This is a genomic window from Heyndrickxia sp. MSNUG (assembly GCF_049532715.1).
In the GTDB taxonomy this organism is placed as follows: Bacteria; Bacillota; Bacilli; order Bacillales; family Cytobacillaceae; genus Mesobacillus.
This window is the reverse complement of record NZ_CP150978.1, coordinates 3,680,638-3,694,795: the sequence shown is the minus strand read 5'-3', so window position 1 is coordinate 3,694,795 and position 14,158 is coordinate 3,680,638. Positions and strand designations below refer to the sequence as shown.

Annotated in this window: 12 protein-coding genes; 9 read left to right on the top strand and 3 right to left on the bottom strand. The window is 41.6% G+C overall.

The window, feature by feature from the left end; translation table 11 throughout:
• Window positions 1-408: 408 nt before the first annotated feature.
• Entirely contained in the window at window positions 409-2,031 is a 1,623-nt protein-coding gene (locus AABM38_RS18575; RefSeq protein WP_423407719.1) for a putative polysaccharide biosynthesis protein, read from the top strand.
• 44 nt (window positions 2,032-2,075) lie between these two features.
• On the opposite strand, the gene AABM38_RS18570 is transcribed toward AABM38_RS18575, so the two are convergent.
• Complete coding sequence (locus tag AABM38_RS18570) at window positions 2,076-2,312, bottom strand: hypothetical protein (RefSeq protein ID WP_423407718.1); 237 nt, start codon at window positions 2,310-2,312, stop codon at window positions 2,076-2,078.
• A 345-nt stretch (window positions 2,313-2,657) separates the two neighbouring features.
• Between AABM38_RS18570 and AABM38_RS18565 the strand changes: the two genes are divergently transcribed.
• Window positions 2,658-3,377: a pseudouridine synthase gene (locus tag AABM38_RS18565; protein ID WP_423407717.1), complete on the top strand. Its 720-nt coding sequence runs from the start codon at window positions 2,658-2,660 to the stop codon at window positions 3,375-3,377.
• A 56-nt stretch (window positions 3,378-3,433) separates the two neighbouring features.
• On the opposite strand, the gene AABM38_RS18560 is transcribed toward AABM38_RS18565, so the two are convergent.
• Window positions 3,434-3,655, bottom strand: a complete 222-nt coding sequence (locus AABM38_RS18560) for a DeoR family transcriptional regulator (RefSeq protein WP_207500860.1) — start codon at window positions 3,653-3,655, stop codon at window positions 3,434-3,436.
• Between the two features lie 548 nt (window positions 3,656-4,203).
• Between AABM38_RS18560 and pepV the strand changes: the two genes are divergently transcribed.
• From pepV to speD, 3 genes are all read left to right on the top strand, one after another.
• Window positions 4,204-5,619, top strand: a complete 1,416-nt coding sequence (gene pepV, locus AABM38_RS18555; RefSeq protein ID WP_423407716.1) for a dipeptidase PepV — start codon at window positions 4,204-4,206, stop codon at window positions 5,617-5,619.
• Between the two features lie 99 nt (window positions 5,620-5,718).
• The gene (gene dat / locus AABM38_RS18550; RefSeq protein WP_423407715.1) at window positions 5,719-6,573 is read left to right on the top strand and encodes a D-amino-acid transaminase; all 855 of its coding nucleotides are present in this window, start codon (window positions 5,719-5,721) and stop codon (window positions 6,571-6,573) included.
• A 242-nt stretch (window positions 6,574-6,815) separates the two neighbouring features.
• Entirely contained in the window at window positions 6,816-7,673 is an 858-nt protein-coding gene (speD, locus tag AABM38_RS18545; RefSeq protein WP_423407714.1) for an adenosylmethionine decarboxylase, read from the top strand.
• Between the two features lie 74 nt (window positions 7,674-7,747).
• Here speD and cysK read toward each other — a convergent pair whose 3' ends face one another.
• Window positions 7,748-8,683, bottom strand: a complete 936-nt coding sequence (gene cysK / locus AABM38_RS18540; RefSeq protein ID WP_423407713.1) for a cysteine synthase A — start codon at window positions 8,681-8,683, stop codon at window positions 7,748-7,750.
• 317 nt (window positions 8,684-9,000) lie between these two features.
• Here cysK and thpR point away from each other — a divergent pair, with 317 nt between their 5' ends.
• From thpR to pulA, 4 genes are read left to right on the top strand one after another with little or no spacing between them, the layout of a single operon-like run.
• Window positions 9,001-9,576 (top strand): RNA 2',3'-cyclic phosphodiesterase, encoded by a 576-nt coding sequence (thpR, locus tag AABM38_RS18535; RefSeq protein ID WP_423407712.1) that lies wholly within the window; start codon window positions 9,001-9,003, stop codon window positions 9,574-9,576.
• Between the two features lie 36 nt (window positions 9,577-9,612).
• Window positions 9,613-10,590, top strand: coding sequence for an NERD domain-containing protein (locus AABM38_RS18530; RefSeq protein WP_423407711.1), 978 nt, complete (start codon window positions 9,613-9,615; stop codon window positions 10,588-10,590).
• A 17-nt stretch (window positions 10,591-10,607) separates the two neighbouring features.
• A complete protein-coding gene (locus tag AABM38_RS18525; RefSeq protein ID WP_423407710.1) occupies window positions 10,608-11,588 on the top strand; it encodes a diacylglycerol/lipid kinase family protein in 981 nt (326 codons plus the stop codon).
• Entirely contained in the window at window positions 11,575-13,725 is a 2,151-nt protein-coding gene (gene pulA / locus AABM38_RS18520) for a type I pullulanase (protein WP_423407709.1), read from the top strand. The genes AABM38_RS18525 and pulA overlap by 14 nt, the downstream gene beginning before the upstream one ends.
• The last annotated feature ends 433 nt before the right edge of the window (window positions 13,726-14,158 follow it).

Here is a 14,158-nt window from a genome sequence, read left to right as displayed (position 1 = left end):
ACTGTGTCATTTAGTATTGTAAAATATCGCTAATCAAGGAACTTGCGACTTTATCATTATATAGTATCTTTCTCTTAAAAACATTGCCAGCATTGAGGAAATTCAAACAGGTAGCATTAAATTGAGTTGCTAAAGAACATATGGTGGATAATTATTAAATCGAAACTTCAGGTTTGTCTTATAGCAAAACCTTTGAAAACTCCTTCCATAAAACTCCTCGAAAACTGTCATCTAGAAAAGTAGCGGTTAGTTTAAAAGAAGAGTAAACTAGGGAATGCAGATTAAAACTGCCATAATTGATAATTATCATAGTGTCTAATCTTGTTTGTGGTAAAATACAAATTTGTAATCAGTATTTTAACCTTAATCTTTTTATCAAGTGAAAAGTAACTGTTAGGAAGGGATTTTATGTCATCAAAGCTTTTAAGAGGGACGTTTATTTTAACGCTTGGCACCATCATTTCCAAGGTACTGGGGCTGTTTTATGTCATTCCCTTCTACGCCATCGTTAAAGAACATGGTACCGCTCTTTATTCGTTTTCTTATATCCCCTATACGATTTTTATCAGTATAGCAACTGCTGGCGTACCGCTGGCTGTTTCAAAATTCATTGCTAAATACAATGCGATGGAAGAATATGCGGTTGGCAGGAAGCTGTTTAAATCTGGTCTTGTTGTCATGCTCGCAAGCGGAGTTATTTCTTTTTTGATTATGTATATTACAGCACCATTTCTTGCGGAAATTTCGATTAGTTCTACTAAAAAGGATCTGGAAATTAGTGTCGAAGACGTTACAACCGTTATAAGAGCAGTTAGCTTTGCGCTGATTGTGGTTCCTTTTATGAGCTTGATCCGTGGTTTTTTCCAAGGGCATCAATCAATGGGTCCTTCCGCAGTATCACAGGTTGTTGAACAGATTGTCAGGATTGTATTTTTACTTGCTGGTGCATATGTCGTCCTTAATTGGTTAAATGGAAGCCTGGTAACTGCAGTGAGTGTAGCTACATTTGCCGCATTTATAGGAGCACTTGGAAGCCTCGCGATATTAGGATGGTATTGGTTTAAAAGGAAGCCTCATCTTGATGAGCTTTTAAAAGAGGATAAAGGCACGCTTGATATATCCCTTAAGGATATTTACAAGGAAATATTGCTTTATGCTGCTCCATTCGTTTTTGTCGGAATAGCCAATCCTTTGTTCCAATTCATCGATCAAATCACGTTCAGCAGGGCTATGGGCTCAATTGGGCTTGAAGACCAGGCGCAGGCCGCGTTTTCTGTCTTGAACTTTGAATCACATAAGCTGGTGATCATTCCTGTATCACTTGCTACTGCATTTTCGTTAACACTTGTACCGAGCATCACTAAGTCTTTTGTCGAAAACGACCGGAAAGGTATGAGGCGACAGCTGGATCAGACCTTCCAGGTGCTCATGTATTTGACTGTACCAGCCACAGTTGGACTGGCACTCCTTGCAGAGCCAATGTTCACGGTCTTCTATGAGCATAAGGATTTAGGCACAGAGGTATTGAGGACATACGCTCCTGTTGCGATTCTGTTTGCTCTTTATTCGGTGACCGCTGCCATCCTGCAGGGAATCAATGAGCAGCGATTTACGATTTTAAGTCTGCTGACCGGATTATTGGTCAAGCTAAGCTTGAATATCCCTTTGATAAAATTATTTCAAACACAGGGAGCCGTTCTATCAACCGCACTTGGCTACACAGCAGCAATTTTGATAAACATGTTTGTAATCAAAACTTTTGCAAGGTATCCTTTGGGATTTGTCGCTCGAAGGATTGCATTAATCATTACCTTTTCTGGCTTGATGGCTGGGGTTACGATGGCATTCTATCAAGTGCTGGTCCAGTTCCTTTCTCCAGCTTCAAAGTTCCAGTCGATTGTCATAATTGCAATCTCAGCATTAGTAGGAGCAGCGGTTTATTTTTACCTCGGGCTAAGGACCAAGCTTGTGGACAAGCTATTTGGAGATCGTGTAACTAAAATCAAACGTAAGCTGAGGCTGCCGGTATAAAAGAAAGTGGCCTTCATTCAAGAAGGCCATTTTTACATAAAATCTCAATAATAAAACTGCTGGCTTTCTTCTCGGATGCCTAAGCGGCGCTCAATGCGATCAATCCTGCGGTCAAGCCGGTCGATTTGATTATTTAGTCTTTCTACCTGGCGCTCAAGACGATTTAGTCTTTGCTCAAATTGTCCACCTGGGAATCCTCCTCCAGGACCTCCAGGAAATCCTCCACCTGGCACGCCTGGCAGCGGAATAAACAAGCCTTGACCTTGCTGACGGTAGTTCATAGTGGTCATCTCCTCGTTAATTACGGCTCTTTTTCGTACATACTGTTGTATTCGAAATGCATCCATCCAACTATATCGAATTGAATAATGATAAGAATGTAGAGATGCCCGCCGAATCTTTTTTTATTGGCTGTGTTAAAATACAAAATTGATTTTTAGCACCTGTTGATTGGAGCGGAAGTCAACAGCCAAGTTTTAACAAAGCCTTTTCACAAAGGATTCCTCTTTCCCGAAAACAACAATATGTGAGAAAAATGCCTTTTATAAAGTAAAGTATGATATTAGTCTATGTTGAAAAGTGGAATAGGAATGGGCGAATGCCCAAAAGAAAATAGGAGGTTCACGATGAGAATCGATAAAGTTCTTTCGAATCTTGGTTATGGAAGCAGGAAAGATGTGAAGAAGCTTTTGAAAGACGGTGCCGTTAAAGTTAATAACGTAGTCGTTAAGGATGCAAAACAGCATGTCGATCCTGAGAAAGATTCTGTGACATTGAACGGGGAAGAAATTCAATACAGGGAATTTATTTATTTGATGATGAACAAACCGCCAGGCGTCATCTCGGCAACAGAGGACAATCGTGATGAAACAGTCATCGACCTTCTTGAAGTCGATGACCAAGTATTCGAGCCGTTCCCTGTTGGCAGGCTTGATAAGGATACTGAAGGCCTCTTGCTGATCACCAATGACGGACAACTGTCTCACAGGCTTTTATCGCCTAAGAAACATGTTCCAAAAACGTATTTTGCTGTTATCGATGGAGAAGTGACAGACGAGGATATTGACGCATTCAAAAATGGGGTCACCCTTGATGATGGCTATGAAACGAAGCCGGGTGAGCTTGTCATTTTAAAATCTGGACTCACCTCGGACATAGAGCTGACCATTACAGAAGGAAAGTTCCATCAGGTAAAGCGGATGTTCCAGGCCGTCGGTAAAAGGGTGATCTATCTGAAACGATTGTCTATGGGACCGCTCGCGCTTGATGAAACACTCGAACTCGGTGAATACAGGGAGCTTACTGATGAGGAGCTTGAAATGCTCATGACGTACGAACCTAAATAACCTACGTGTTATACAAAAAAAGAAATCGCCCAAATGCAGGCGATTTCTTTTTATATTTACGATGACATCTTTACCTTTTTCTGGGTCGTTGTCCATTTACCTCGGCTGGGACTTTTCACTAAGTCGTTATAAGCCAGGACATTCAAATCCCTCTGGATGGTTCGAGGTGTAATCCCAAACTCCTCTACAAGATCTTGAGTTGTGACAGTACCATTCTGACATATGAACATGTAGATGGATTTGATGCGGTTTATCATCCGGTTAGTCGAAGGTTTCAAACAACCACTCCCTATCCTTTATTAAACCCCTTGTCATTTTCCTGCAACCGACAACTGATTGAAGACGAATCCTCAAGTATGTAGTTTTCTTCTTTCCAGACAGCTCCTTTAGCGTCCTTTTTAAAAGGCAGTTAAAAGATGTCCTACCTTTTGGACTATTTTAACGCTAAATAAAATAAAATTCCAGATAATTCACTGTATTTTACAAAAAAATAATAACTCGACGATTCACTTCCTCCTCCCTATTATTCTTTATACTTAACGATATGGCTTTAAACAGGCTAAATATGACAAAAGATTGAAAATTAAGAAAAATAGCTTGAATATTTTCAATGCCGAAAATGCTTTCTAAAAAAAAGAGCCTGAAATTCCACAGAGTTTACGGCAAGAGCCAATTAAGAGTAAAATAAATTCAAGTTTAATAAAGGAGATAACAGACGGATTTGAGGTACAATAAGATTATTGAGCTGCTTAAAGTTTCTCCATTAGGGAAATAGCATCCAAAAGAGAACATGATTACATACAATTGCAATGTGGGAGGTATGAAGATGACGACAATCCAATGGATGAAGGAAGTAGAAAAAAGAGAAGCAGATCTGATAAAAGACGCCCAGGAACTCCTGAAAATTAAAAGTGTACTTGATGAAGAAAATGTTACTCCTGAGGCTCCACTAGGAGAAGGTGTAAAAGAAGCATTAGAATTTCTCCTTCAATTAGGTGAAAAGGATGGTTTCACAGCAAAAAATGTTGGCAACCTTGCAGGCCATCTTGAATTTGGACAAGGCGATGAAATTGTCGGTATTCTCTGCCATGTTGATGTCGTGCCAGAGGGTGACGGATGGACAAGTGATCCGTTTAGTGCTGAAATTCGCGATGGAAAAATCTTCGCGCGTGGAGCAATCGATGATAAAGGTCCAACAATGGCTGCATATTATGCAATGAAAATTGTTAAAGAGTTGGGTCTGCCGCTGAACAAACGCGTAAGGATGATTATCGGTACAGATGAGGAAAGTAATTGGCGCTGTGTAGACCATTATTTTAAACACGAAGAAATGCCGGCGATGGGCTTTGCTCCCGATGCTGATTTTCCTATTATCTATGCTGAAAAAGGGATCGCAGACTATGATTTAGTATATAAGCCTGCAGGAACTGAAAATACAGACTTTGATGCAGAAGTGATCGAGTTCTCTTCTGGAAGACGCTATAACATGGTACCCGACTTTGCCCAGGCCAGTTTGGTTGTTAAGGAGAGACAAACTGACCTTGTCCAGCGTTTTGAAGACTATAAAAAACAAAATGAACTCCAGGGAAAAGCGCATGTTGAGAATGGTAAGCTAATCCTTGAACTTGAAGGGGTTTCTGCTCATGGTATGGAGCCTAATAACGGCAAAAATGCCGGTCTCCATATGGCGAATTTCCTTTCACAGCTGAACCTTGACGGGAATAGCGGCAAGTTCTTTCAATTTGTCTCAAAATATTTGGGCAAGGATTCCCGAGGCAAAGAGCTTGGCATCGCATTTTCGGATGAAATTACGGGAGACTTGACGATTAACGTTGGTAAGCTGTCCTTTTCATCAGAGAACGGCGGGCGCGCTGGCTTGAATATGCGTTACCCAGTAACGACAAAGCTTGAAAAGACAAAAGAAATTCTTAATGGGGTTTTGGAAGCAGAAGGGATTACGGTTGATAATTTCTCCAACTCAAATCCGCATCATGTTGATGAAAACGACTTCCTCATCAAAACCCTTAAAAAGGTATATGAGGAGCAGACAGGGGAAAAAGCAGAGTTAATTTCCATTGGCGGAGGCACATATGCAAGGTCATTGAAATCCGGAGTAGCATTTGGCCCGCTATTCCCAGGAAGACCAGATATTGCCCACCAAAAAGACGAATACATGATTATAGAAGATCTCTTAAGAGCAACAGCAATATACGCACAAGCAATTTACGAACTAGCGCGTTAAAGCGGTGGGGGTCAGACCCCCAGCAATGTAAAGCGTTAAAGCAGTGGGGGTCAGACCCCCAGCAATGTAAAGCGTTAAAGTGATGGGGAGGGTTATTGGATGGAGTATGTGATTGTTAATGGTGAGGTCATGGACCGCGCTTCGGCGAAGGTTGATATTGAGGACAGGGGATATCAGTTTGGTGATGGCGTGTATGAAGTAATACGGGTATACAATGGCAAGATGTTCACTGGCACGGAGCATTTGAATCGTCTTGTGGAAAGTGCGAAAAAAATCCGGATGGAGCTTCCGTACAGTCCGGAAGCTTTGGCAGGCATGTTGGAACAGTTGATTGCCAAAAACGAATTGCAAACGGGGATCGTTTACATGCAGTTCACAAGGGGAACATCACCAAGAAACCATGTTTTTCCGGGAAAGGATGTTGCGCCAACTTTCGTAGCTTATACGCGTCAGGTAGCCCGTCCGGAAGAGTCTATGCAAAAAGGAGTCCGGACAATCCTGGATGAGGATATCCGCTGGCTGCGCTGCGATATTAAAAGCTTGAACTTACTTGGCAATTTACTATCTAAGCAAAAAGCTGCCGAAGCTGGCTGTTTTGAAGCGATTTTACATCGTGGCCAGACTGTGACTGAGGGAAGTCATTCTAATATCTCAATTATCAAAGATGGTGTGATCATCACCCACCCTGCAGATAACCATATCCTCAACGGAATTACGAGGCAAAAAGTCCTCGAGGTTTGCAAAAACGAGCAGATCCCTTTTGAGGAAAGAGCATACACACTCCAAGAACTTTACGCCGCTGATGAAGTTTTCTCATCCGGTACAACAGTCGAAGTAATGCCTGTTATTGAAATTGAAGGGAAGCCTGTTGGAAATGGTGAACCAGGATCAGTGACACGCCGCCTTCAAGAGCTATTCAAAGCTGAAATTACGCAGCAATGCGGACAAATCTAATATTTTATTAAGCCTGCAGCTGCAATGCTGCAGGCTTTTTTATAGGAAAAATGCATTTCTTTTGGCAGTTTATAAACACAAACGATAATCCCCTTGATTCAGGTTTTGCCGCCGCTTTGTTTTTTATTGGCAGGAATGGGTATCATAAAAATATTTAAATCAGTATGATACCTGCTTGAAAACCATGTCTTAAGAACAATCACAGACAAAGCATAGCAGAATACCGAACAGGGGGAACACAGATGAAATTCACACCGGCACAGCATATCGAATTGCACGGATTTAATAACCTGACGAAATCATTGAGCTTTAATATGTATGACATCTGTTATACGAAAACAAAGGAAGAGCGTGAAGCTTATCTTGAATATATTGATGAACAGTACAATGCGGACAGGCTGACGAAAATTCTGACTCATGTATCAGATATCATTGGGGCGCATGTACTTAATGTGGCCAAGCAGGACTATGTCCCTCAAGGCGCTAGTGTGACGATCCTTGTTTCTGAAGGCCCTGTTGTCGAGGTCCCTGAGGAAGCCTATGATGAATCGCCAGGACCGCTTCCAGACAATGTGGTCTTACAGTTGGATAAAAGCCATATTACCGTGCATACGTATCCAGAATACCATCCTGACGAGGGAATCAGTACGTTCAGGGCAGATATCGATGTATCGACATGCGGGGAGATCTCGCCGTTAAAGGCGTTGAATTATCTTATTCATTCCTTCGAAACCGATGTCATAACAATCGATTATAGGGTAAGGGGATTTACACGTGATAAGGATGGCAACAAATTGTTCATCGACCATGATATCAGTTCGATTCAAAACTATATCCCAGATAATATCAAAAATCAATTCGACATGGTCGACGTCAATGTATATCAAGAAAATATTTTCCACACAAAGTGCAAGCTGAGAGAATTTGATTTGGATAATTATCTCTTCGGTTATACGAAAGAATCATTATCTCCTGAAGAACGAGAAGAAATCACCGAAAGACTCCAGGCTGAAATGGAAGAGATCGTCTCCGGAGTGACGCTCCATTCAGGTACCATTTTTGAAGATGAAGATGAAGTTGAGAAAGATGATGAAAAATAATAAAAAGCTGCGGGTGTGGAATCCCGCAGCTTTTGTACTTATTAAATGAGACAGGCTTTAAACAAATCTCTTACTTATTCTTCAAACCTAAAAAGGTCGCTGGACAAGTATCTTTCACCCGTATCGCATGCGATGCAGATAACAACTTCATCAGGTTTCATCTGTTTGGCGACATTGATGGCTGCGAAAGCAGCAGCGCCTGAAGATGGTCCCACAAGGATGCCTTCCTCTTTTGCAAGCCTTCTTGCTGTCTCGTAAGCATCTTCATCTTCAATCTTATGAATCTTTTCGTAAACATCCTGATTGAGGATTTTAGGGATGAATCCCGGGCTGGTACCAACAAGCTTATGCTTGCCAGGTTTGCCTCCGGAAAGCACTGGAGATCCTGCAGGCTCGACGACATGCACGTGCAAATCAGGAAATTCCTCCTTAAGTGCCTCGCCTGTCCCCGTGATGGTTCCGCCGGTGCCAGCTGTTGCAACAAAAGCACTAAGAGGCTTCTTTAGTTCTTTCATGGCTTCAATGATTTCTAGTGCAGTAGATCTTCTGTGGGCATCCGGATTAGCATCATTTTCGAATTGCATTGGCATGAAGCTGTTCGGGATTTCTTTTAAAAGCTCCTCAGCTTTTTTTATTGATCCAGGCATTTTTTCATCACCTGGGGTAAGCACCACTTCTGCTCCATATGCCTTTAATAAATTGATTCTTTCGATTGTCATAGTGTCTGGCATGACAAGGATCGCTTTATAACCTCTTGCTGCAGCATTCATTGCCAGACCGATTCCCGTATTTCCGCTCGTTGGCTCGATGATGGTGGCCCCTGGCTTAAGCTTACCTTCGTTTTCGGCAGTAATGATCATGTTAAAGGCTGCTCTGTCTTTAACACTCTTACTTGGATTGAAATATTCAAGCTTCAGATAGACTGAAGCGCCTCCCTCGGGTGCCAGATGATTTAATTTGAGAAGAGGGGTTTCCCCTATTAATTCGGCGATATTATTGACAACTTTCATGGCAATAGCCTCCTTGCTGAATGTGCCTAAGCTTTAGTATTTACATAAAAATGTTTTTGCATAGATTGGTGATTATTTCCCGCATATGATCGGTTTTGGTTAAAAAAGATTTTTAGTTGCACGAAAAAAGTCTTTCCGCAATCGTGAATAATTGATTATAGGCCAATCAAAAATAATGTTATCTTCTTATTATCATACAAAAACTTAACTATTCCTATCAACTTGTAGGGATTAAAATTCATATTAAGGAATATCTGCCAAAACAACAAGTCATTTGCTACAATTAATTCATGTACAAGAAAGGGTGTATAGTGTCAATGGAGCAGCATGCACATTTTTTCTATGCTTTGGAACTGCCAGCAGAGGTTAAAGAAAAACTTGAGAAAGCTAAAAGCGAACTGCAGGAAGCATTGCCTTTCAAGACATGGGTTCACCCTCAGGATTTACATATCACCCTGGCATTTCTAGGAAATGCTGGAGCACCGCAAATGGATGCTGCCAATAACCTGATTGATTCTGCACTTAGCAGGCAATTCAAATTTGAATTAGCAATTGATCATCTCGGTACTTTTGGCCGTAAGGATTCGCCAAGGATTTTTTGGGCGGGCCTCGAGGAATCAAAGAGCTTAAGCGTGGTTAGAGAAGATGTATTTTCGGCATGCCTTTCTGCGGGTTTTAAACTTGAGACGCGTCCGTTCAGCCCTCACATCACGTTGGCAAGGAAATGGACTGGAGAGTCGTCATTTACATACAAATTAATCGAAGAGAAAAATCCTTTCAAGGATGAAAAAATAAATTTTTATGCTGAAAGAGTCGTTTTGTACAGGACTCATTTAGGGAAAAGTCCGAAATATGAACCACTTACAATATTCCCGCTTGCATCCCGTTCGTAAGCTTAACGGGGAGTAAGTTCAAAGGAAGGGAACTAAATGGCACAATTAATAAAGCTGCAAGACTATGTATCACGCTATGCACAGGATATCTATCTTTATCCTTCAAGATTTGTCCGTCTAAAGACTAAGCAATGGGAAGGAATTAAGGAGAAATGGGAAAACGGTCCTGTTCAGCCAAAAGAAATAACTGGCTATGGGCAGCCAGAGGAGCTGTCCAGTACCATTTTTCAGAAGATTAAAAGTATGGTACGTCAGTCTGACACCCCGCAGTCTGAACCTAAACCAATTTCTCCAATCAGCCTGGAAGATGATCAAGATACAATGATAGACGATCATGAATTAGAGATGATGAACAAAATCAAAACAATTGAGGGATTGAAGCAGTATTTTCTAAACCAACTGCTGCCATTCCAGCTTAAATGGGCTAGTTCTACATTGACGGAAAAATCGTTTATTGGAAAAGAGTTCGCCAATGATCCAACATTGAAATTTTTGCTTCAGCGTTTTCCAGACACTTTTCTTATTTTATATAAACCTATTTTCTTACTAAAAAAAGCTCCAGTAGAGGCTGAGTTTATCATGATTACCCCAGGGGCAGCCATTTGCATTTCTTTTATAGAGGCAGAAGAAAATGCTGTGTTTGTGGGCTCGAAGGATCGTTTCTGGATTAAGAAGACGAAGAATAACCAAACAAAAATCCTGAATCCTCTAACCGCGCTTAACAGAACCGAAAAAATCGTCAAGACACTCTTTGACATGCATGGAGTTGAATTACCTGTACAAAAATTGCTGCTCTCAAGAAATGGCTTTATTGATTATCCGCTTGCGCCATATGGTGTCCAGTTAATCGAAAAACGAAATTATGATGAGTGGTTCTCTGCTTTGAGAGGTATGAAATCCCCTTTAAAGCATATGCAATTAAAAGCAGCCCAGGTTCTTTTACAATACTGCCAGACTACTTCAATCAGAAGACATGAGTGGGAGAGCAGCCCAAGACAAGGTGACCAAAATTAGGGTAAAGGTTGAATCATATGGATAAGATCTATTTTATTGTCAATCCAAATGCAAAGAATGGGAGCTGCCGGGAGATTTGGAGAAACATAGAGGGAATTTTAATCGAATTCTGTATCCCCTTTCTAGCCTTTTTTACAGAGTATCCTGGCCATGCGACAGAGTTAGCAGAGTCAATTGCGCTTAATGCCAATGGTAAGCCGATCACGATCGCTGCAGTAGGCGGAGATGGCACTCTTCACGAAGTGGTGAATGGAATAGCAGATAAGTCCAATGTGTCATTGGGATTCATACCAGGCGGTTCTGGAAATGATTTTTCAAGAGGCTTTGCTATTCCTAAAAAAGCTGCAGCCGCGCTCCGCTTATTAATTGAAAATCATTCAATGGCCAGCCATTTAATTGACCTCGGAAAAATTCAGCACAATGAATTACAAGAAACATATTTTATGAATAATATGGGTGTAGGCTTTGATGCCGTGGTTGCAAAAGAAGCGAATGAATCCGAAATGAAGCGGCTTCTCAACCGTTTTTCGTTGGGCAGGCTAGTCTACGTGTACATTCTGATAAAAAAATTGCTCACGTTCCGCTGCCTCCCAATTAGAATAGCTGTAGATGGCAAGGAGTATAAGTATGATGCTGCCTGGTTTGTAACCGTTTCAAATCAGCAATATTATGGCGGCGGAATGAAAATTGCACCTGAGGCTCTGCCTGATGACGGTCTTCTGGATGTCACTGTCGTGCACAATCTTTCAAGATGGAAGCTGCTTATCATCTTCATAAGTGTCTTTTGGGGAAAGCATACATTTTTCCGGGAAGTAGAACAATTCACCGGAAAGTCTATTTCAATTCGTTCCGAAAATAATGTTTTGACGCATGCGGATGGGGAAGTGATTGGAATGACACCTTTGCATATCCAAACTTGTCCAAAAGCATTAAAAATAGTTTCAGGAAAAAGAGAAGCATGGCCTACCGAGGAGTTGAAAATAGATGATTGCCATTGAACGGAAGTTTAACGCCTATCTCGATCAAATAAATCATATTACCGTATTGCTTCCATTTACTTATTTTGAAGGAACTTCTAATAAGTTCAGCATAAAGGGAGAAGGCGTTGATTTGCCCTTGGCAATTGAGGAAAAGGTTTATCTGGAGCATGTTGTAAAATATATTTGCACATCGAGTGTTGAACTTGTAATAGGGCGCCAATATACCATAATGGATGAACATGGCGGAGAAACGGATCTGCAAATCGGAGCGGTGATCCGAACGGAAGAATTTGACCAGTTATTCTATTATGACGGCAATGACTTGGGGGTTCATTTTACTCCGGAAAAAACAGCATTTAAACTATGGGCTCCTACTGCTTCAAAAGTAAAGCTTAAGCTTTTTAAAAATGAGGAGACGACGCACGAGCTTATAACTATGGAACGAGTGGATAAGGGGATCTGGAGCATCGCAGTTGACCGGAACCTGGAATCTTACCAATACACATTTTTAGTCTGCGTTAACCTTGAATGGCGAGAAGCTGTCGACCCTTATGCCACAGCCTTAACTGCAAATGGAGGATATGGGGTCATTATTGATAAAGAGAAAACAAAGGTCTCGATGGTCAATCTTCCTCCATTTAGCAGTCCGACAGATGCTGTCATATATGAAACGCATATAAGGGATTTAACGATTCATCCAAACAGTGGAGTGAACAGCCAAGGGACATATTCAGGTGCTGCTGAAATCGGTACGGTCAGTCCAAGTGGAATGATGACCGGACTTTCCTATATCAAAAGCCTGGGTGTCACACATATTGAGTTTTTGCCTTTTCACGATTTTGAAGGCGTAGACGAGTTAGACCGCAACAGTTCCTATAATTGGGGTTATAATCCAATCCATTTTAATGTGCCTGATGGAAGTTATGCTTCTGATCCCGAAGATCCCGTTAATCGGATTATCGAGTTGAAACAGCTGATTTCGGCAGTCCACAGCCTGGAATTAAGGGTCATCATGGATGTCGTCTACAATCATGTTTACATCCGGGAAGATTCGTCTTTTGAAAAAATTGTCCCTGGATATTATTTTAGACATAATGAACACGGACTTCCTTCGAATGGCACAGGGGTAGGGAATGATTTTGCATCAGAAAGATTGATGGCAAGGAAATTCATTATAGATTCCTTATTGTACTGGCTGAAGGAATACAAGATTGATGGCTTCCGCTTTGATTTGATGGGAATCCTTGACGTGGAGACAATGGAGGCAGTGAGGAAGGCAGTGGATGCCATCGACAGCTGCACGCTGATCATCGGTGAAGGCTGGGATCTCAATACCCCGCTCCTGCCAGAAAAGAAGGCGAACATTGCCAATCAGGCAAAGCTGCCACGAATAGGCCAATTTAATGATTTGTTCAGGGATACGATAAAAGGAAGTACTTTCAATTTATACGACAGAGGCTACGCTTTGGGAAATGACCGTGTAATAGAATCTGCCAAACAAGTGCTAGCCGGCAGCATAGGCATCGGAAAGCGAAGACATGGATTATTCCTGCAGCCAACACAGTCGGTGAATTATATAGAATCGCATGATAACCACACCTTGTGGGATAAGCTGAAAATTTGCGATCCGGACGAAGACGAGAGCGTTTTAAAGAAGAAGCACAGGTTAGCCACTTCGATCGTGCTGCTCTCACAGGGCATTCCATTTTTGCATAGCGGTCAGGAATTTTTTCGGACGAAAAAAGGGATTGGAAACAGCTACCGTTCACCAGATGATGTGAACTGGCTAGATTGGGACTTGCGAGATGCGAATCTTGAAAATGTAGAGTTTATAAAAGGGCTCATTAATATCAGAAAAATGAATGCAGCGTTCCGATTTTCTGAAAGTGAACAAATTCGCCAGCATATATCCTGTTTATCCTTGCCTTCACCTTTAATTGGTATTTCGATTGGAGACATCGGCCATTTGGGAAGTTGGGAAAATATATTAATATTTTTTAACCCCTCACTAACCCAGCAGCTTGTGGAGCTTTCTGAAAGTGCCAGCTGGAATGTCCTTGCTGACCATGAAAGAGCTTCCGCTGTGCCGTTCCGCCATATCGAGGGGGATAAGGTATTGTTGGAACCTTGCTCGATCCTGATTGCAGCAAAGTGATTGATCCTTGATATTGTTTAGCCCCAGCGATCTGCCAACGAAAGGCAGGCTGTACCAGTGCCGGTGCTGCAGAGGTCATGGGGTACTTAGTCAGCTTACGCTGTTCGGACTTGAAAATGAAATTTCCAGCACAGATATTACGAGAGGAGAGACGGTTTTTATCGGCATTTCTTAAAAATTTGTTCACTCTTTTCAAATGATAACTTTTTCACAATATTAAATTGAGGTTCATGGGGTTGACGAAGGAAGCCTCTAGGAGATAAAATTTATAAGATAGCTATTGTATGTGAATTTTTCTATCAATAGCTGTCTTTTTACTTTTAACCAAGTATAACTTTTATATTAAGATGAGTGTCCAGCTCCAGCGCCTAGCCCCTCGAGACGTTTCGGTCCGTCCAATGAAGTCAAAAAGCGACTTCACTGGCCGGCCCTC